The organism is Psychrobacter sp. NPDC078929, assembly GCF_050267985.1.
Taxonomy (GTDB): domain Bacteria; phylum Pseudomonadota; class Gammaproteobacteria; order Pseudomonadales; family Moraxellaceae; genus Psychrobacter.
This window is the reverse complement of sequence record NZ_JBNNFX010000002.1, coordinates 125,987-146,356: the sequence shown is the minus strand read 5'-3', so window position 1 is coordinate 146,356 and position 20,370 is coordinate 125,987. Positions and strand designations below refer to the sequence as shown.

The window sequence follows — 20,370 nt, the reverse complement described above, 5'->3', positions numbered from 1 at the left end:
CACACTCGTAGTGTCAGCTATATTATAATTTGCTCTGTTTTATCGATGGTTTTACTTACTAATAGCGAACTGGTACCGTTTATGTACACTGATTCAATGAACGACTCTACAAATTCTAAGTCAGAAAAGGCTCGGGCTAATCACATGCCTGTAGCAAAATCAGCACTGTCACAAAATAGAATCAATCCAGTTCAGCCGAATAAAACTGTAGAGCAGAGCAGTACCTCACAACAAAATACTGAGAAACATATCGCGACAGATCCTTACTTTAGTGTGCAAAATCTCATCGTAGGCTATGACGATACTATTGTCGTCAATGGTCTATCGTTGATGTTGGAGCAAGGAGAGATTGGTTGCTTCTTGGGTTATAGTGGCTGCGGGAAGACCACAGCGCTACGAGCAATCGCGGGACTGGAGCAAAGTCGTGGCGGCACTATTTATCTAAACAACCAACGCCTAACAGAGAAAACTGCTCGTCAATCATTTGCAGTTGCGCCAGCCAAGCGTGGCATGGGCATGGTGTTTCAAGACTATGCTCTGTTTGGGCATTTAAGCGTGGCAAAAAACATCGCCTTTGGTCTCAATAAGTGGTCAGCTGCTGACAAAAAAGCCCGTGTGGCTGAGATGCTAAGTTTAGTTGAATTGACTGAACATGCAGACAAACGTCCAAATGAGCTTTCTGGTGGTCAGCAGCAGCGTGTGGCTCTAGCAAGAGCGCTAGCCCCCAAACCAAAACTACTATTACTTGATGAACCATTCTCTAATCTAGATGTGGTGCTGCGTGAATCACTAGCAATGAATGTCCGTGATATTCTTAAACGTACCAACACCACAGCAATTTTGGTCACTCATGATCAAAATGAAGCGTTCGCGCTAGCGGATAAAGTAGGGGTAATGGATAAAGGACGATTGGTGCAGTGGGCGCGACCAAGCGAGCTGTATCATGAGCCTGTCAGTCCTTTTGTCGCTGAATTCGTAGGCGAAGGCGCGATGATAGACGGCATTATCAAAGAAGGTCATGTTGAGACGGCGCTAGGTAATATCTATCGTCGCATGGAAGTCTATGATGAATCAGGCCAGCCACAGTACTGCGAATATGATTATCCAAATGGTACGCCAATCAAAGTACTCGTGCGCCCTGATGATATTATTCATGATGATGACAGTACGCAGACAGCTTTGGTTATCGGACGTGTGTTTCGCGGTGCCAACTACTTGTACCGTCTGCAGTTAGACGACGGACAGACTGTCTTATCCTTGGTTGCGAGCCATCATAACCATGCAATCGGCTCGCATATTGGCATTCTGCCTTTGCTAGAGCATGTCGTAGTCTTTGATGAAAAAGACATCAATGCCACTACTTGGTCAGAATACGATAGATCATCGAGAATGGATGAAGAGGTTTAGTAGTCTTCATCCATTCTTGGGTAATCTTCTAAATTTACCGTTTAGCCAAAATGTGTAAATAACGGCCAAGCCATTTGTACGGCTCTAATTGTGAGTAGCGTAACTCCATTCTGATCACTGCATCTGGGTCGTTATGCCCGCCACGCTTGAGTGGTGCATAATCATGAAACACTCGTAGACCACTGCTACGTACCGTCTGATAATCATGCGCTTTGAGCCACGACTCGACTTCTACTTTGGCCACGGGATAGTTGGGGGTGAGGCTTTTCTTATTGTCCGCTTTGTAATCGTTACCATCAAGTAAGCTATCGAGTAAGTTAAAATTCCCCATGATAAGATTGCGATAATCAAAACTCGCTGGGTTATAGAAGCAGACAGATAGCGCGCCATCATCTGTTAAATGCTCATCAAAAAAGTCCATGACCGCCGCTGGTTCTGCCAACCATTCAAGTAGCGCATGCGACATGATCAAATCAAATTTTTCTGTCTCTGTCTGAGCCAGTTTTTCTTCAAGCGCTTGATAAGGGCAAACATACCATGTGATGTCTAGCTTTTTATCAATTTTTTCTGCGCTCGCTTTCGCCTTCTCAAGCATATTTGCTGATATATCATTGATGACTACGCTATGACCTTGAGCAGCAAGTTCTATCGCAATTTGCGCAAGCCCTGCACCCACATCCAGGATACGTAAAGGTCGCCCAAGCGCTTCACTCATCTGTGAACTATATTCGAAAATATCACGGCGTAGTACAGCCAATCGAATCTCGCCTTTTAAACCACCATACACTTTCTTTTCGAAATGATCGGCAATGGCATCGAAGCTACGATCTGCTCGTTTGTCTTCTGTTGGTATAGAAAGGTTTGAGTCAGGCTGGCTATCTTGATGTTTAATTGTCATAGGTATTTAGATCAATAATTAAGAGGGTCAAATTAATAAAACTATTCAGTATTAACTAGCGTTTCAAACGTCTGTTAATTACCCATTTAAAAACGACTTTCGCTAACACAATAACGACAAATACCACGATAACAAACACCCACATACCATTGCCTTGTAGGTTTTCTTGATAGGCTTTTGACAAGTATGCTGATAAAGCCATAGCGACTAAAAGTGCTCCCCAACGAACATAGGGTACAGCGCGATTGTTATGGTTAGGAAAGCTAGCAACATAATCGCTCGAAAAGCTGTATAGCACCATTGCTAAAATCCAAACAATTGCAAGAATGATATCCATAATAAAAGTAGCCTGTTAGGTCGTTATTTAAGTGCTATAAAAGATGAGGTAGTGTAGCGTTTAGAATTTTTTTGTCCAGTATCACTAAAAAATAACCGCATCAAAGTGGTTTAAATCATAATGTGCTCATGAGAATAATATGATTTTGAAAGCTATTAGCTTATGGCAAAGCATTATGGTTATGAAAACAATATGACCATAAAAACAATCAGTTCACGTCAGAGACAGTTGTAGGTGTTGTTGTATTGGCTAAATATTCTAAGCATCCTAGTTGTTTGGTCAATAGAGCTTATATGCAAACCACGTATGATCCCTATGCTCAAGATTTTAGCGTTAAATTAAATGTCATGTTGAATTGTAGGTAGAAATATAAGTATTCACTCAGTTAGTCAAAATAAATCTTGTCGAGCTGTACTGAATGAGTATAGTATTTTTCTATTTAATATCCATCAGATACGGAGAATAAACAATGAAATCAATCAGCACAGCGCTACTTGCCCTAGTATTTACTTTTACATCTATGAGCCAAGCACAAGCTCGAAATACGCCTTGTTCAGGTAAAATGGGCGGGGTGTCTCATTGCTCAGCAGATGGTAAGTTTGTTTGTAAAAATGGCAAAATCAGCCAATCAAAAAAAACCTGTCATTAGAATTATTTTAGAGTGTGTCAATAATTCAAAATATCACTGTGAATGAACCGTCTAGCTTGATTTTAATGGTACTCAGAACCCCCTAAATCAGCAAATTTGTGCTAAAATAGCTTCTTTTATTAAACATTAAAACTATCGCTATTTTCCTATTGTTTTGCACGTGTAGCAGTGTTTTTTTATGGTATGTATTTTGGTCATGACTGCCCATTTATGTGGCAGTATTTTTATATGATCTATGGGTGCTATAAGCGATGTGTCAACGTTAGAAAAAAATGTGAGTGAAGGAGTGTATATGAGCGAATCGGTCAGTCCTATTGGCATCGTAGATGAACTAAAGCAGTCGTATTTGGATTATGCGATGAGCGTGATCGTCTCGCGTGCGCTTCCTGATGTGCGTGATGGGTTCAAACCTGTACACCGCCGCGTGATGTATGCCATGCACGTGCTATCAAACGATTATAACAAACCGTACAAAAAATCAGCACGTGTGGTCGGTGATGTTATCGGTAAGTACCATCCACATGGCGATAGTGCCGTCTATGATGCCATCGTCCGTATGGCGCAGGATTTCAGCTTGCGCTATCCAATGGTTGATGGTCAAGGTAACTTTGGCTCGATCGATGATGATCCTCCGGCAGCGATGCGTTATACCGAAGTACGTATGACCAAACTGACCCACCAGATGCTCGCTGATTTGGACAAAGATACGGTCGATTGGGAAGACAACTACGACGGCTCTGAGCGCATGCCAAGCGTGATGCCAGCGCGTATTCCTAATCTATTGGTCAATGGCGCGACGGGTATTGCCGTTGGTATGGCGACCAATATGGCCCCGCATAACCTGACTGAAGTGATCAATGCTTGTTTGGCCTATGCTGAAAACCCACAAGTTTCAGCCGAAGAGCTGATGTCGCATATCTCAGGTCCTGATTTTCCTACGGGCGGTATTATCTATGGTCGCGCGGGCATTTTAGATGCTTATCGTACGGGTAAAGGCCGCTTGCATATTCGTGGTCGTTATCATATCGAGCCGATGAGCAATTCTGGCGTCAACCGCGATCGTGAGCGCATCGTATTCACCGAAGTACCTTATCAGGCCAATAAAGCCAAGTTGATTGAGCGTATCGCAGAGCTGGTCCGTGATAAAAAAATCGAAGGTATTAGCGAAATTCGTGATGAGTCTGATAAAGATGGTATGCGTATAGCTATTGATTTGCGTCGCGGCGAGACTGCTGAAGTTATTGTTAATAACCTATTTCTACAAACGCCGCTAGAGTCTAGCTTTAGTATCAATATGGTGGCGCTCGATAATGGTCAGCCAAAACTATTGACCTTGCGTCAGCTTATCGCTGCGTTTGTTCGTCATCGTCAAGAAGTGGTGACACGTCGTACGATTTATGAATTGAACAAAGCCCGCGTTCGTGGTCATTTGCTAGAAGGTCTAACGGTCGCTCTAGCCAATATCGATGAGATTATTGCGACGATTAAAGCGTCAGCAAACCGTGGATTGGCTCGTGAAAGTCTATTAAATAATACATGGGGTTCAGGTAGCGTTGTCGCGATGCTTACAGCTGCTGGTAGTCAGTCAGTGCGTCCTGAGTTTATCGATGGTGAAGATCCTAAAGCGCCGTTTGGTCTGATCGAAGGCGAAGAGCGCTATCGCTTGTCACTTGAGCAGGTCAATGCGATTTTAGATATGCAATTGCATCGTTTGACGGGTCTTGAGCAAGATAAATTGACCGAAGAATACCAAGACCTATTACGTGAAATTGCACACTTAGAGTCTATCCTTGGCGATTTTGATAAGCTTATGGCTATTATCTCTAATGAGATGATCGAGATTCGCGATAACTTTGGTGATGAGCGCCGTACGGACATTATTGACTCACGTACTGACTTTAGCCGTGAAGACCTTATTCCAGAGCAAACGGTCGTGATGACAGTGTCACGTACTGGTTATGCTAAGACTCAGCCAATTGACGATTATGTCGCGCAAAAACGTGGCGGTAAAGGCAAGTCTGCCACGGCGATGAAAGAAGATGATGTCATTGATCATTTAGTTGTGACATCTACTCACTCTACCGTATTGTGTTTTACGGATAGTGGGCGTGTCTTTAGCTTACGTGGTTTTGAAGTGCCGATTGCCAGTCGCGGTGCTCGTGGTCGTCCACTCGTTAACCTGATTGGCTTAAATGGTGATGAAACCGTTACGACGATATTACCGATTCCGAAAATCGTAGGGGACACATCGGTCACAGGTGAGATGTCAGAGGCAGATATCTTAATAGATAGTGATGATGACTCAGTAGAAGACAGCAACCAAGCAGAAGCGCCTTTCGTTTTCTTTGCAACGGCCAATGGTACCGTGAAGCGTGTTGAGCTTAAGCAGTTTGCCAATATTCGCTCGAACGGTTTGATTGCGGTTGGACTAGAAGACGGTGATAAATTGGTCAGCGCTCGTATCACTAACGGTAGCCAAGAAGTGATGTTGTTTGCTTCAAATGGTAAAGCGATTCGTTTTGATGAGAATGATGCGCGTGCGATGGGCCGTACGGCAAAAGGCGTCCGCGGTATGCGTCTGGCTACTGATGAGTTTATCAAATCATTAGTCGTTATCGAAGATGATGTACGTGAAATTCTGATTGCTTGTGAAAATGGCTTTGGTAAACGTACCTTTATCGATGAGTTCAATACACAAAATCGTGGCGGTGGCGGTGTGATCGCTATCAAGACCAGCGAGCGTAATGGCGCACTAGTACGAGCGACCAAGGTTGACTCTACCGATGATATTATCCTAATCTCTGACAAAGGTACGTTGGTTCGTACACCAGTTGAGCATGTTGCTAGCTCTGGTCGTAATACGCAAGGCGTAACATTGATTCGTCTGTCAAAAGATGAAAAACTGGTTGCCATGGCGCGTGTTGAGCACGAAGAGAGCGATGACGAGCTTATCGATGCCATGAGAGAAGATGGTACGTTTGAGGTAGAAGGTCAGGAGCAGATAGATATTGATGCGACAACTGACAATACCGCAGCTACCGACGTCGATGATGTGATTGATATTGCAAACGACCATAAACCAAGTGACAATCTATAATAGACTAACTATGCATAAGACGATGACGAGTAATAGTCTTGGTAATTAGCTTTTGAGTCTAGTCTCTTAGCATTTTTCTAGAAAAAAGCCTCTGACGTTATCGTCGGAGGCTTTTGTTTTTTAATTCTCATTTTTTCAATACTGTAAATAAGGTTCTATTTTTTAAGGCTGTTGTTATGCTTACGACCAATCAAACTTTTCAGGGAACGGTTGCTTCGGTATCATCGAGCTTTTTATTCTCGATGATGTTTTTGTTTGGACTGTTTATGCTGCCCTTAACAGGGACGCAGGTAGCATCATGGCGTGTGCTCATGATGTTGCTCAGTTTGGTTATATTGGTCAGTTTGACTAAGCAGTGGCAACGTGTTTTTGATTATATAAAGACGCTAAAGACAGTCAAGGAATGGCTTATATTTATACTGCCTGCGCCAATCCTAGGTGGACAGATTTGGTTGTTTATGTGGGCACCGGTCAATGGGTTTGGTCTCGATGTCACATTGGGCTATTTTTTATTGCCGCTAGTGATGATTGTGCTTGGTCGATTCTTTTACCATGAATATATGAGTATCTTGCAATGGGCTGCCGCGATATTTGCAGCACTCGGTATCGGCTACGATATTGTTCAGTATGGTTCAGTATCTTGGGTGACACTGTTTGTATGCTTGGGTTATCCACCGTATTATCTGCTACGGCGCACCCTTTCTGTACCACCTATTACGGGTTTGTTATTTGATTTGACGCTGTTGACACCAGTAGTGCTCATCGTGCTTTATATGACTGGCGGTTTTGATGTTGCAGCGCAAGACATGAAGTTCTGGTATCTATTGCCGCTGCTTGGTGCTTTTAGTGCGCTTGCGATGTCGCTGACGATGATTGCTAGTAGTAAGCTGCCAGTATCACTGTTTGGGGCGCTAAGTTATATAGAGCCGATGCTGTTATTCGTATTGTCTATTACTATTTTGAGTCAAAGCCTTGAAGAAGGTGGTTCGCTCTTTATGTACGGCATGATTACGCTTGCGCTACTGGTTATGATGGCTGATAGCATAAAAGGCTATCTCGTTCGTCAGCGTAATGATCGCTTGCATGGCTATAGAGAGCTTCAGATTGGCGGCTTTCCACCGCGTCGTCATTTTATCAATCAGCGTATCGATGGCGTGCTAAAAGCCCATCGTTTTCGCAAGATTCGTCGTTACCAAAAGAAGATGGATAAGATACAACAAAAAATCCAACAACTTGATGCAAAATAAGTATTTACCTGCATTAAATTTACTCAATTTAAAAGTTTAGACACTAGATGAACAGTGGCATTGCTTATTCATTCTGACTTTGACATAATGCCGACCATGATGTAAGCCTAGTACATCAAAAGCGTTCAACTTAGATTGCGCGACGACCTTATATGCAAAAGCCTCAGACGTTCTCGTCTGAGGCTTTTGTTTTTTTTAAAAATTGCCATGGATGTGCCCCAATCTTTAAAGGCTGTTGTGATGCTGACTACTAACCAAACCTCGCAGGGTACAATCACTGCCGTCGCTGCAAATTTTTTATACTCATTGCTGTTCTTATTTGGTCTACTGCTGCAACCATTATCAGGTACGCAAGTCGCTTCGTGGCGCGTGCTGACAATGTTTTTTAGTCTAGTACTGCTGGTAAGCGTATTAAAGCAGTGGCAGCACATTTTTGATTATTTAAAAACACTAAAAAATGCAAAAGAGTGGTTTTTATTTATATTACCCACACCGATTTTGGGTGCGCAAATCTGGATATTCATGTGGGCGCCAGTTAATGGTTTGGGACTTGAGGTAACGTTGGGTTACTTCCTATATCCGATGATTATGATCGTTGTCGGCAGGTTCTTTTACAACGAAGACATGAGCTTACTTCAGTGGGCTGCCATTGTATGTGCAGGTCTGGGTATCGCTTACGATATTTTTGAGTATGGTGCTATTTCTTGGGCGACTTTGTTTGTTTGCTTGGGTTATCCTCCTTATTATCTACTACGCCGTAAGCTTGCAGTACCGCCTATTACTGGTCTGATTTCAGACCTTGTATTGTTGTTGCCAGTGGTATTGGTCGCACTGTATATGAATGGTGGTTTTGAAGTAGCAATCACCAACCACAAGCTTTGGTATCTGCTGCCATTATTAGGCATTATTAGCACCGCTGCGATGTCACTAACGATGGTGGCCAGTCAGAAGTTGCCTGTTTCACTGTTTGGCACTCTGTGCTACCTTGAGCCAATATTCTTGTTCATATTCTCAATCGCAATTTTAGATCGTAACTTACATGATGGTGGCTCCATGCTGATGTACAGCATGATTTTCATCGCATTGCTGATTATGATTGCTGATAGCGCGTTGGGCTATATGGCGCGTAAACGTGAAGACCGCTTACATGGCTACAATGAACCACAAGTAGGCAGTTTTCCACCACGTCGTCGTCTGAAAAATCGCCGTATCAAAGGCGTGCTAATCGCGCATCGATTTCGTCAGATCAAAAAATATCAGCAAAAGATAGATAAAATGACGCGCAAGATTGAAGCATTACATTTAGATTGATGTCAAAGAGTACACCGTCTTAGACAGTATCGATACGGTAGGCATTGTTTTCCATCATGTCTGCCAACTCATAGTATTAAAGAAGTAGAAATTACGCTATTATCGAGAGCAGTAGGGCCGCGATTGAGTGAACATATGGCGCTATATCTGAGATATTATGGCTGATTTACTACAATATATAACTAGGACGGTTTATGTTACATCTTCATCATTTAGCAAACTCGCGCTCGTTTCGTATTATCTGGCTGTTGGAAGAGCTCGGCGTTGATTATAAACTGACTTGCTATGAGCGCAATAAGGCATACCGTGCCCCTGATAGCTTAAAGCAAGTGCATCCGATTGGTAATGCACCGATACTAGAAGCAGACGATCGTGTGCTGATTGAGTCAGGGTTTATCATTGAGTATTTGATTAAGCACTATGATAAAGAAAAGCAGTTCAAACCTGACGATAATAACGAAGCAGCGTGGGAAGCCTACACGTTTTGGCTACACTTTGCAGAGGCTTCATTGATGCCACTGTTGGTCATGCGTTTGGTATTCACCAAAGTAGTGTCTCAATCGCCGATGCTAATCAAACCTATCAGCAAAAAAATCCAAGGTCAGATTGAAAAGAACATGATCAGTAGCGGTTTGGAGAAGATGTTAGATATGATGGAGCGTCATCTACATGAAAATCACTGGTTTGCAGGTAGTGAATTTAGCGCCGCTGATATTCAAATGCATCTTGCAGTCTTGGGTGCCAATGCTGGTGCAGGTTTAGATCAGAGTAAATATACTAATCTCTTGAATTGGCTCAAACGCTGCGAAGAACGAGATGCCTTTAAGCGAGCAGAAAAAAAGGGCGGCCGTCTGAATTTTTAGAGGATACTGGTATAATCCTCTCTCAACGCTTAAGTAGCCATATAGACCAAAGGCTTTGTTTATGAATAAACAAAGCCTTTTTTAGGATAATACTATGACAGATCTAAATACCTCGAATAAAGGTAATCTAAAGCAAGATAGCCTAAATAAAGATGACAATCAGTCAGCAACTCAAACATCACTTAATAAGCAAGATACCAGTATGCAAGAAAATAATAGACAACAGATTAATAGCCAGCAAGTCTCTATCAAATCGTGGTCACAGAAAATTCTAGTGGTAATTCTATGTGCAGCGAGCTTTTATGGTGGCTGGAAATCTTACGAATCGAATATGGTAAACGATTGCACCGCCAATGGTGGACAAATGGTTGAAGGTCAAAAAACCATGATATGCCAACTGTCGTAGCTAGGACATATTCTCCGTTTATCTCATTTCTGTTATCGTTTTAGAATGAAGAGACGTTCTCGTAAGTCTGAGCCAGTATTCCTGATAAATAAAAGGCATCACTATGCTAAAGCTAACCTTTTTGGGCACCTCTGCAGGTGTACCGACCAAACAGCGTAATGTGACCGCATTAGCAATAGAGTGTTTGAATCCGCATACCTCTGGCGTACAGCAAGGAAGTCGTCAACAGAATAATCAGAGTAAGAAATCGCGTCCATGGGTGCTGATTGATTGCGGTGAAGGCACGCAGCAGCAGTTGCTACATACCAAGCTCTCCTTACATCAATTGGCTGCTATCTGTATCACTCATGTTCATGGTGACCATTGCTATGGTCTACCAGGGCTGCTAGCTAGTGCTGCCATGTCAGGACGTCGTGAATCATTGACTTTGATTGCACCAAAAGCAATTGCTACTTTGCTTGAAGCTATTACCGCCACTACAGAGCTGTATCTACCTTTTGCTTTCGATTTTATAGCGATTGAAGAGGTGTTAGCTGAGCAAGATGATACGAACAAGGTCAGTATTAGCTTAAGTGACCAACATCAGCTTGATATTGATATCACGCCGCTATCACATCGAGTTGCTTCTCATGCCTTTGGTATTACTCAGACTATTAGCCGCCGCATCCTTAATACAGATAAGCTTGTGGCAGATGGTATTCCAGCAAGTGCACTATGGGGCAAGTTACAGCAAGGCGAAGATGTCACGACTGAGGGTAATAGACAATTGCGCTCAGTAGATTATGTTGACAATGAGATACAGCGGACGCGAGTGGTGGTGGCAGGAGACAATGATGCGCCAAATTTGTTAAGCAAAGCCGTTATCAATGCGGATTTATTGGTGCATGAAGCTACTTATACGCACGAGGTGCTCAATAAGATTCGAGCCAAAAACCCAGACTATGATCCGATGCATAGTAGCGCCCAATTGCTCGGCGAATTTGCCCAAGCGGCTGGACTCAAAAATATAATTTTGACCCACTTTAGCGCTCGCTATCAGAACTTTGATAATCCAGATAGCGAAACGCCAAATATGGCATATATTCGCTTAGATGCGCAAAGTGTCTATCAAGGCAATCTATGGCTGGCAGAAGATTTTGACCAATATATGGTCGATAGTGCAATTGGGTCGGCAAGCAATCAAGAGAGCGGTCAAGAGGAGAGTCGCGTGCAGTATATAGGCTCTGCACGCAGTGATTAGAGATCGTTAAGCTTAGATATGATTTAGCGTTAAATATGACCTAGCGCTTACTGTCTTCGATAGCCAATTGTGTTTCACCACTCCAAAAGCGGCTGAACTGGTAAGCAACTCTTCCTGAGCGACCACCACGTTCTGAGGCCCAACGTAGCGCATCCTTTCTGATCTTATCAGGCATAGACTGACTTGCTAAAATGTCCTTAGCATCACTACCCATATCAGCTGAGATTTTTTGCTGCTCTAAATTCAGATAATGCTGAACGATATGCAGATAAGTCTGCTGATCCATAGGATGGAAGGTGAGGGACAAACCGAATCGATCTGATAATGACACGGTCTCATCAATAGCCTCATAGGGATTGACTTCATCCGTCTGCCCATTATAGATATCGACATTGTCTTTCATCATCTGCGGTAGCAGGCGACGACGATTGCTGGTGGCGTAGACCAGTAATTTGTCTTGCTCAGAGTCTAGCGAGCCATCGAGCACGCTCTTTAGCGCACGATAGCTTTCATCTTGACCATTAAAAGCGAGGTCATCACAGTATACGATATAGCGGCAATGACAATCTGCTGGTAGGGCATTAATAGCAGCACGAATCTTATCCAATACTTGCAGATCATCGCGGGCCACCTCAATAATACGCAAGCCTTCACTATGATGGGCTTGTAGCAAAGCGCGAATCAATGATGACTTACCGGCACCGCGTGTGCCTGACATCAATACATGGTTGGCAGGGTAACCTTTAATAAACTGACGGGTATTCTGTACCAGTTTCGATTTTTGCGTATCGATACCATGCAAGTCATCTAAGCTCAAAAACAGATTGACTGACAAAGGCTGCAGGTGACCAGTGCGTCCACCAACCCAGCGATAAGCAAGCTGGCTCGGGTCGATTTCAATAGTTGGTGTGACTCGCTCTTGTAAGTATTGACTGAGTAAGTCTAGCAGCGGTGCGGGCAGGGCATAAGTGGGTTGATCAGATGGCGTGGTCGGGATAGTTGGTTGTGACATAGTGGCTCTAGCAATTAAGGTTGTCTTTAATACCATACCCAAAAATACAATTAACGCTGCTGAAATTTCAGTGACTACACTCTTAGTACCTACTAAGCGTAGTACTTGTAACCATTATTCGCGCTATTATTATCTTTGGAAATGATACGAATGGGAAGGCAGTAATCTCACTATATTATGAGAAACAATATCATGGAAAATAGTGCCAGTAATCCGTCTATTACGCAAGCCTTGCAAGCTCAAGCAATGCAGCTATTGCCCATTATTACCCAAGAACTGGACGCACAAGATTTTAGTGAGATAGTACATCAACGTATTGCTCAGCAAAGCACAGAACAAACGCAAGGTCAGCATGCGCAAGTTGTTAAAACGCAACATATCGACAAGACTTACTTCCAAGGACTAACACGTGCCCAGCATCCACAATTTGGTAGCGTGATGATTAAATGGCAGTTGAGTGATGGCGCTTATACTATTGCTGCCGATTTAACTCATGAAGCGGATATTTTAGCTGCTGTAAATGCTTCATCGAAAATCAAAAATAACGCTATCGCACCGCCACTATTGGCTCATCATTGCGTGGATGTTCAGATACTATCGCAGTTGCAACGACTAGTTATAGTAGTCACACCTTATTACTCTAATGGTAGCTTGGCGAGTCAACTGACCGCTTCAAAACATCTGTCATTGAGAGCATCACAAAAGCATCATTTCATCACTCAGGCTGCATACTTGATAGCTAATTTGCATCAGGCTGGTTGGCTACATAATGATATTAAACCCAGTAATATCTTGGTTGAAGGTTCTGATGATGAGTGGCCAGTAGATACTATGAGTAATAGTCTGACCCCTAGATTATTACTCACTGATTTTGCTTTATCACAACGTGTTACGGTGGCTAATAGCCAACCAAATCCTGCTGGCACACCAGCGTATCTCGCACCTGAGCGCTGGCAAGGTCAGGGTGCAACGGTGCAAAGTGATATCTACGCGTTTGGCGTAATGATGGTTGAGATACTAACAGGAAAACGCCCGTTTCAGATAAATGCTGACAGCCGTGAGAAATCAAAAACGTGGGCGATTCAGCATTGCCAACAACCTATTCCAACGTTACCAGCAGAATATAATCACTATCAATATATGGTCGATAAAGCATTGGCGAAACGGGTAGAGAGACGGTATCAGGAGATGGATAAGATATTGATAGATTTAAAGTTATTAAAAAATAGCTGAATTTATTATTTTATTTTAAAAAGTGATTGTTTGTAGTATTCACATATTACCTAGTAGTTGTTTTTTATGTTTGAATGGATATTCAGGCTCATTTTAAGCGAAGTCGCTATAAACTAATTTGGGTTCCCATATTTCATTACAATACAGTGAGAATATCATGGCTAAAGTACTTATCATTACCGGTGATTTTGTTGAAGATTATGAAAACATGGTTCCGTTCCAAGCGCTTCTAGCGATGGGACATGAGGTTGATGCTGTATGCCCAGATAAAGTGGCAGGTGATAGCATCGCGACCTCAATACACGACTTTGAAGGTGATCAAACTTATACCGAAAAACGCGGTCATAACTTTACCCTTAATGCGTCTTTTGCAGATATTAATGTCGCAGATTACGATGCTTTGTATTTACCAGGTGGACGTGCGCCAGAATACCTGCGTTTGAATACTAAGGTTATTGCAATGATTCAGCATTTCGCAAATACTAATAAACCGATTGCGTCGGTTTGCCATGGACCACAAATGCTGACGGCTGCTGGCGTATTGAAGGGTAAAAAAGTATCTGCTTACCCTGCGTGTCAGCCAGAAATAGAAATGGCTGGCGCTGAGTATGTCAAGTTACCTATGGATGGTGCTATTACAGATGGCCAACTGGTAACGGCTCCTGCGTGGCCTGCCCATCCAGCTATGCTGAAGCAATTTGTTGCCTTGCTATAAGCTTTAATTAGTATCGAGAGAGGATATTATATGTGTCAATTGTTTATTAGTGCTGACGACAGCTTGTGGAGCTCTAAAACCAAATCACTTCGAATTCAGGGAGTTGTCACCTCAATTCGTTTAGAGGTGTTTTTTTGGGATATATTAGAAGAGTTGTCATTTCGGGATCAAATGACGGTTAATCAGCTGATCACTAAGCTATACCTTGAATCTCTCGATGCTGATCATGATATTGGTAATTTCACCTCTTTTTTAAGAGTTTGTTGTTCTCGTTATTTATCTTTAATAGCCGATGGCGATCTTTCTCGCGAAACAAGGTTACCTTTAGAAAAGGTCGATGCAAAAAATATAATTCAACGTGAAACCCTTCGTAAAAATCAACGTAGTGCATTATTCAATGAAAGTGAGGGAAACCTTTCTATTAATTAGTTCTGTCTATGGCAAGTACATTAAAGCATTGATGCAGCGGGTAAGTAAGTGCCATCAGAGTATGGAGGAAGTGTTAAAGGATTTAGAAAAGAAGATTAATACTTTTAATAAGATATTTTATAGTTTTAACACCAAATTCCAGACACAAAAAAACCTGCTAAAAGCAGGTTTTGATATTTGGTCTAAGATGTACTATCCGAAAATGGTGGGGCTGGAGAGACTCGAACTCTCACACCTTGCGGCGCCAGAACCTAAATCTGGTGCGTCTACCAATTCCGCCACAGCCCCATTTTCGTTACTCTATCATCAAAAGCGGTTAAACTCAAACGCTATCTAGATAGTTAACTGATTCGGTAGTGCGTCTCAGTGGTTGGCTATTATATAGAGTTTTAATTGTTTGGCAACCCCTATTTGCAATTATTTTTAATTATTTATCATTTATTTTCGGTACTAATTTTAAGTGATTGATATTAATAATAATTTATTATCATGTTTTATGCGTTTATTTACTCTTTAGTTGGTACTCTCGGGGCAGAGATATCCAATTGCTGCAATTTGCGTGTCAGAGTATTGCGTCCCCAACCAAGTAAGCTTGCGGCTTCTATCTTTTTGCCGCCACTATGATTGAGTGCTGCTGTTAATAAAACGCGCTCAAACTCAGGGGTTGCTGTTTGTAAAATATCAGTTTCACCCGTGCTTAGCGACTGCTCAGCCCAATCAGCCAATGCTTGTTGCCAACTTTGGTTCTTAGGCAACGGGCTACTTTGATTATTTTGATGACTGTTTAACGCACTACTATTTAATACATCGCCATTTTGTACCAAGTTCTCTTGAGCGTCTTCCTGTGATGAGCAATGCTCTTCATAAAGCACCGTATTAGGTGAGATGTTTTCAAGTAGCTCTGGTGGCAAATCTGTCGCCATCACAGTATCACCAGTAGCCATAACCGTGAGCCACAAGCAGACGTTTTCTAATTGACGCACGTTACCACGCCAGTCAAACGTCTGCATGATTTGCAATGCGGCAGGATGTAGATGCTTTGGAGTGGTATTCATTTGCTCTGCGGCAGACTGCATAAAGTAGAGGGCCAATGCAGGAATGTCTTCAGGGCGTGTACGTAGTGGTGGTAGGGGTAATCGAATGACATTAAGGCGATAAAACAAATCTTCGCGGAATCGGCTTTGTTTTACCAGCTCTTCTAAGTTTTGGTGGGTGGCTGCGATGATACGTACATCGACCTTTATTGGCTGTTGACCACCAACACGATAAAATTCACCATTGGCCAGTACGCGTAACAGCCTTGTCTGAGTGCTAAAAGGCATGTCACCGATTTCATCTAAGAATAGAGTACCGCCGTCTGCCTGCTCAAAACGGCCTTGACGCATCGTTGTTGCACCAGTGAACGCGCCTTTTTCGTGACCGAATAGCTCAGACTCGATCAAGTCATGCGGTATGGCTGCCATATTAAGTGCAATAAACGGTTGCTGCTTACGAGGGGAGTGTTGGTGCAATGCACTGGCTACCAACTCTTTACCCGTTCCAGACTCTCCAGTAATTAAGACGGAAATGGGGGATTGAGCCAGTCTGCCAATGGCACGAAACACCGTTTGCATGGCTGGTGACTGTCCAATGATGCCGCTAGGGTTACCATTATCCTTGGTTACGGCGGCACCTTTGCTCTTATTGTCTTTGGTTGTCTTACTAGCAGGTGCTACTTTAGGTTTTATCAGGTCTTCAGTGAAAGTATCAGACGTTATATTGTTATTGGATTCATCTAAAAGGGAAACAGTCGTTGTTTCTAGATTGGGCTGATAATTGATGGCTTTATAAATCGTCGCAACCGCGTCATCTAAGTCAAAAGGCTTGGGCAGGTATTCAAAAGCCCCTGTCTGATAGCTATTGATAGCAGAGGTCAGGTCTGAGTGTGCTGTCATAATTACGATTGGCATTTTAGGGAAATGCTGATGAACCCAGTCGCTAAAAGATAATCCATCCATCATTGGCATGCGTATATCGGTCAATATGACGTCTGGTAATTGCTCGGCTGACTCTTGCTGTTTTAAAACATCATTAAGGCGAGTCCATGCTGCTTGTGCTTGAGTAAAACTGATAACGGTCAATCCAGCATCTTCAAACGTGTCTGCCAACACCATGCGTAGGGCTGCATCGTCATCGATTAACCACAATGTTGCAGGGTGGTCGCTGGGTGCATTATTCACAGTTACTATTTGTGATTGTGGTGATTGATCATCGCTTTTAGGTTGGAGGTCGTCGCTATATTCAGTCATGTATTGGGCCTAATCAGCAATTATTGATGGTAAGTTGGGGATTGGGAGTTGGCGTTATGAAACTTAGCAGCCTTTAATTCATAAATTCATAATTTGTTTTATGTCTCAGTGATGGGTTGAGTAAATGGTAGATATAGCGTAAATCGGGTTTGCTTATCTTCTTGCTCTTTTGTCGAGCTCACATCAATCATACCATGATGATGACTGATAATATCTTGGACGATGGATAATCCAAGACCTGTACCGGCTGCACGGCTAGTGACCATCGGGAAAAATATCTGACCGATCAATGCTGGATCAATACCTGAGCCATTATCAGTAATAGTAACTTGCATCACTTGCTTGTGCTGCTGTCCGACGATTGTATGCTGAAAAGCAACCCGCGTTTGAATATTCAATGTCGGTTGATAGTCAGAATTGCTCTCAGTTTGCATGGCAGCTTGTGGTGATTCTTGAGACTCTGAGATTTGATTCTGTTGTAGCGTTTGTTCGAACTCAGTCATCGACTCACAAGCATTATTGATAAGGTTTAAAAACACTTGAATCAGCTGATCTTTGTCAGCGCACAACTCTGGCAATGATAAATCATAATCACGCTGTAACACTACCTGTGGATACTGATTGGTCACTAAGGTTAAGACATGCTCTAGAGGCTCATGGATATTAAGCGTTTGCCAGTTTGGTAGTTGATTGGAACCCAGAAGCTGCCCAATAAGATGGGTCAATCGATCAGTTTCTGAAATAATAATGTCCGTATAGTTGCGCAGCTTTTGATTCATTTTTTGCAAATCATGCTGAGTGTCAGTGTTAGTGGTTGTCAAAGCATTATCAGCGCTAGAGGTGTTAGTAGTAGATGCGTCGCTGAATTTAATAAACTGCCGTTGCAACAGCTGGGCTGCCCCGCGAATACCAGCAAGAGGGTTTTTTATTTCGTGTGCGACCGACCGTAGCATATGACGGGCCACTGTATACTGCTGTTGTTGGCGCTGCTCCTCAGAGATACGACTTTGCCGATCTTTACCCCACATCTCGATAATAAAATAAGGCTGCTGTTCATAGATGACAGGCGTGACGCTATAGTCGACTGACAATGATAAATTACCGTTTAGCGGTGTTTTGATAATGTGATCATGGTCGATAAAAGGCTGCTGATAGTTTTGCGCTTGCACAAAGCGCTCGGTCAAAGAGTAAGCTGGCTCGCTTGAAGACTCATTTTCATTTGTATCATTACTATCATTATCTATAGATACCGTATCTTTAGTCTTTAATTCATCAGGTGCTAGCAGTGTCAAGATGGATTGATTGATTAATCTGCCGCTACTAATGGCAAGTAGCTGCTCGGCTTGAGCATTCAACCGCGTGATTGATAGCTCATCGTTGACCCATAAAATAGCGGTGAATAAATGCTGAGATATAAATGCGAGGTCAGGGGTTGTTTTGGCGGTTATAAAATCAGCGTTCATCAGTAGGGCCCAAAAAAGTCAGATGCTTGAGATAATATTTAACCACAAATCAAGACTATAGAGCGGCAAAACTGGTGATTTTTGCAAAAAAAACGTACAATGCGCTCAGCCAATTTATCTCTAGCAAGGTCAGCCATGTCCAAAACTTCTACCGAGTCAGTGAATACGACAGCAACAGCTCCTCTATCTGCCGTAAAAGACACTGCCACTATCTTCAATCCTGCCGCGCCTACCATAGTACAAGCGCAGAGTCAGGCAGATGCCAGTCAAACAGATACTAAACAGCCTTACCATCACAAAGCCAACCACAACCAAAACCGTAGTGTAGCCCAAAGCAGCGATGTTACGACTGCCAACGCCACTGCTACGATGCCAGTTAGTGCAGCGCCAAAGATTGGTTTTGTGTCACTAGGTTGTCCAAAAGCATTGGTGGATAGTGAGCGTATTATCACTGAGCTAAGCCGTGACGGCTATCAAGTAGCCAGTGATTATGACGGTGCTGACTTAGTCGTGGTAAACACTTGCGGCTTTATTGAATCAGCGGTACAAGAGTCCCTTGATGCGATCGGCGAGGCCATTAGCAAAAACGGTAAAGTGATTGTTACTGGTTGCTTAGGTAAAGAAGCAGACAAAATCCGTGAGATGCATCCGGCCGTACTAGCAGTGACGGGCGCGCATGCCTATGACGAAGTAATTACGGCAGTGGCGCAGCATGTGCCTAAGCCAAATCGTAGTCAGGACGCTAACTATGATCCAAAAATAGATTTGATTAATGAAGCGGGTATCAAACTGACCCCAAGCCATTATGCTTATCTAAAAATATCAGAAGGCTGTAATCACCGTTGTACGTTCTGCATTATTCCAAGCTTGCGCGGTGATTTGGTATCGCGCCCGATTGATAATGTGATGAACGAAGCACTGGCACTCAAAAAAGCTGGCGTGAAAGAATTACTTATCATCTCGCAAGATACTTCGGCATATGGCCTTGACCTAAAGTATAAGACCAGTTTTTGGAATGGCATGCCGCTCAAGTCTAAGTTTTATGACTTATGCCAAGCATTGAACGATTTGGGCATTTGGGTACGCCTGCATTATGTCTATCCGTATCCACACGTAGACAAAGTCGTTGAGTTGATGGGTGAGAAGAAACTGCTTCCTTATCTGGACATTCCGTTCCAGCATGCCAGTCATCGTATCCTAAAAGCGATGAAACGTCCTGCGCATAGCGAAAACACCTTGGCCCGTATCAAAGCGTGGCGTGATATCTGTCCTGATATCGTGATTCGTTCAACCTTTGTGGTTGGCTTCCCTGGCGAGACAGAAGAAGATTTTCAGTGCTTGCTTGATTGGCTGGTTGAAGCACGCCTCGATCGCGTGGGCGCATTTACTTATTCAGAAGTAGAAGGCGCAGTTGCTAATGACTTGCCTGATCATGTTCCTGAAGACGTCAAGCAGTCTCGCTATGAGCGTTTAATGGCGCTACAGCAAGATATTTCAGCGCAAAAGCTACAAGAAAAAGTCGGCAAAACCTTAACGGTATTGGTCGATGAAATTGATAGCGATGAAAATATTGCTATCTGCCGTAGTTATGCTGATGCACCTGAAATTGATGGTCATGTCTATGTTGATGACATCAACGCTCAAGTTAAAATAGGGCAGTTCTTAACCGTGACTATCGATGATGCTAGCGAATACGATCTATTCGCCAGTTATCAAGGCTAGATATCCAATAAGATATGCGAGTGAAAATTGCCCAATGGCGGGCAGTTTTTGCT

Annotated in this window: 17 protein-coding genes and 1 tRNA gene; 12 read left to right on the top strand and 6 right to left on the bottom strand. The window is 43.0% G+C overall.

Annotated elements, in window-relative coordinates; genetic code table 11:
- Positions 1-81: 81 nt before the first annotated feature.
- Positions 82-1,407, top strand: a complete 1,326-nt coding sequence (locus ACQKCG_RS01820) for an ABC transporter ATP-binding protein (RefSeq protein WP_185156646.1) — start codon at positions 82-84, stop codon at positions 1,405-1,407.
- Positions 1,408-1,441: 34 nt separating this feature from the next.
- Here the strand turns inward: ACQKCG_RS01820 and ACQKCG_RS01815 are convergent, their stop codons facing one another.
- Both ACQKCG_RS01815 and ACQKCG_RS01810 read right to left on the bottom strand, forming a co-directional pair.
- Entirely contained in the window at positions 1,442-2,305 is an 864-nt protein-coding gene (locus ACQKCG_RS01815; protein ID WP_102094348.1) for a methyltransferase domain-containing protein, read from the bottom strand.
- Positions 2,306-2,360: 55 nt separating this feature from the next.
- Positions 2,361-2,642, bottom strand: coding sequence for a hypothetical protein (locus ACQKCG_RS01810; protein ID WP_101206189.1), 282 nt, complete (start codon positions 2,640-2,642; stop codon positions 2,361-2,363).
- Between the two features lie 469 nt (positions 2,643-3,111).
- Between ACQKCG_RS01810 and ACQKCG_RS01805 the strand changes: the two genes are divergently transcribed.
- From ACQKCG_RS01805 to ACQKCG_RS01775, 7 genes are all read left to right on the top strand, one after another.
- On the top strand, positions 3,112-3,291 hold the full coding sequence (locus tag ACQKCG_RS01805; protein ID WP_102094349.1) for a hypothetical protein: 180 nt from the start codon (positions 3,112-3,114) through the stop codon (positions 3,289-3,291).
- 292 nt (positions 3,292-3,583) lie between these two features.
- Positions 3,584-6,388, top strand: coding sequence for a DNA gyrase subunit A (gyrA, locus tag ACQKCG_RS01800; RefSeq protein ID WP_102094350.1), 2,805 nt, complete (start codon positions 3,584-3,586; stop codon positions 6,386-6,388).
- 176 nt (positions 6,389-6,564) lie between these two features.
- Positions 6,565-7,635 carry an EamA family transporter RarD gene (gene rarD / locus ACQKCG_RS01795; protein ID WP_102094351.1) on the top strand — a complete coding sequence of 357 codons (1,071 nt, stop codon included), beginning with the start codon at positions 6,565-6,567 and terminating at the stop codon, positions 7,633-7,635.
- 240 nt (positions 7,636-7,875) lie between these two features.
- A complete protein-coding gene (rarD, locus tag ACQKCG_RS01790) occupies positions 7,876-8,946 on the top strand; it encodes an EamA family transporter RarD (RefSeq protein WP_057759099.1) in 1,071 nt (356 codons plus the stop codon).
- A gap of 194 nt (positions 8,947-9,140) precedes the next feature.
- Positions 9,141-9,809, top strand: a complete 669-nt coding sequence (locus ACQKCG_RS01785) for a glutathione S-transferase (RefSeq protein ID WP_102094352.1) — start codon at positions 9,141-9,143, stop codon at positions 9,807-9,809.
- Between the two features lie 94 nt (positions 9,810-9,903).
- A complete protein-coding gene (locus ACQKCG_RS01780) occupies positions 9,904-10,215 on the top strand; it encodes a hypothetical protein (RefSeq protein WP_102094353.1) in 312 nt (103 codons plus the stop codon).
- A gap of 103 nt (positions 10,216-10,318) precedes the next feature.
- Complete coding sequence (locus tag ACQKCG_RS01775; RefSeq protein ID WP_102094354.1) at positions 10,319-11,455, top strand: ribonuclease Z; 1,137 nt, start codon at positions 10,319-10,321, stop codon at positions 11,453-11,455.
- A gap of 40 nt (positions 11,456-11,495) precedes the next feature.
- Here the strand turns inward: ACQKCG_RS01775 and ACQKCG_RS01770 are convergent, their stop codons facing one another.
- Complete coding sequence (locus tag ACQKCG_RS01770; protein ID WP_102094355.1) at positions 11,496-12,467, bottom strand: ATP-binding protein; 972 nt, start codon at positions 12,465-12,467, stop codon at positions 11,496-11,498.
- 192 nt (positions 12,468-12,659) lie between these two features.
- Between ACQKCG_RS01770 and ACQKCG_RS01765 the strand changes: the two genes are divergently transcribed.
- The 3 genes from ACQKCG_RS01765 to ACQKCG_RS01755 all read left to right on the top strand — a co-directional run bounded on the left by ACQKCG_RS01765 (position 12,660) and on the right by ACQKCG_RS01755 (position 14,844).
- Positions 12,660-13,700: a serine/threonine protein kinase gene (locus ACQKCG_RS01765; RefSeq protein ID WP_102094356.1), complete on the top strand. Its 1,041-nt coding sequence runs from the start codon at positions 12,660-12,662 to the stop codon at positions 13,698-13,700.
- Between the two features lie 154 nt (positions 13,701-13,854).
- A complete protein-coding gene (locus tag ACQKCG_RS01760; protein ID WP_322868756.1) occupies positions 13,855-14,415 on the top strand; it encodes a DJ-1/PfpI family protein in 561 nt (186 codons plus the stop codon).
- A gap of 30 nt (positions 14,416-14,445) precedes the next feature.
- Positions 14,446-14,844, top strand: a complete 399-nt coding sequence (locus ACQKCG_RS01755) for a ribbon-helix-helix domain-containing protein (protein WP_102094358.1) — start codon at positions 14,446-14,448, stop codon at positions 14,842-14,844.
- A gap of 203 nt (positions 14,845-15,047) precedes the next feature.
- Here the strand turns inward: ACQKCG_RS01755 and ACQKCG_RS01750 are convergent.
- The 3 genes from ACQKCG_RS01750 to ACQKCG_RS01740 form a co-directional block, all read right to left on the bottom strand.
- A tRNA-Leu gene (locus ACQKCG_RS01750) sits at positions 15,048-15,132 on the bottom strand.
- A 218-nt stretch (positions 15,133-15,350) separates the two neighbouring features.
- Positions 15,351-17,132 carry a sigma 54-interacting transcriptional regulator gene (locus ACQKCG_RS01745; protein WP_102094398.1) on the bottom strand — a complete coding sequence of 594 codons (1,782 nt, stop codon included), beginning with the start codon at positions 17,130-17,132 and terminating at the stop codon, positions 15,351-15,353.
- A 98-nt stretch (positions 17,133-17,230) separates the two neighbouring features.
- On the bottom strand, positions 17,231-18,595 hold the full coding sequence (locus tag ACQKCG_RS01740; RefSeq protein WP_102094399.1) for a two-component system sensor histidine kinase NtrB: 1,365 nt from the start codon (positions 18,593-18,595) through the stop codon (positions 17,231-17,233).
- 135 nt (positions 18,596-18,730) lie between these two features.
- On the opposite strand from ACQKCG_RS01740, the gene rimO reads away from it, so the two are divergent.
- A complete protein-coding gene (gene rimO, locus ACQKCG_RS01735) occupies positions 18,731-20,317 on the top strand; it encodes a 30S ribosomal protein S12 methylthiotransferase RimO (RefSeq protein WP_102094400.1) in 1,587 nt (528 codons plus the stop codon).
- Positions 20,318-20,370 lie beyond the last annotated feature (53 nt).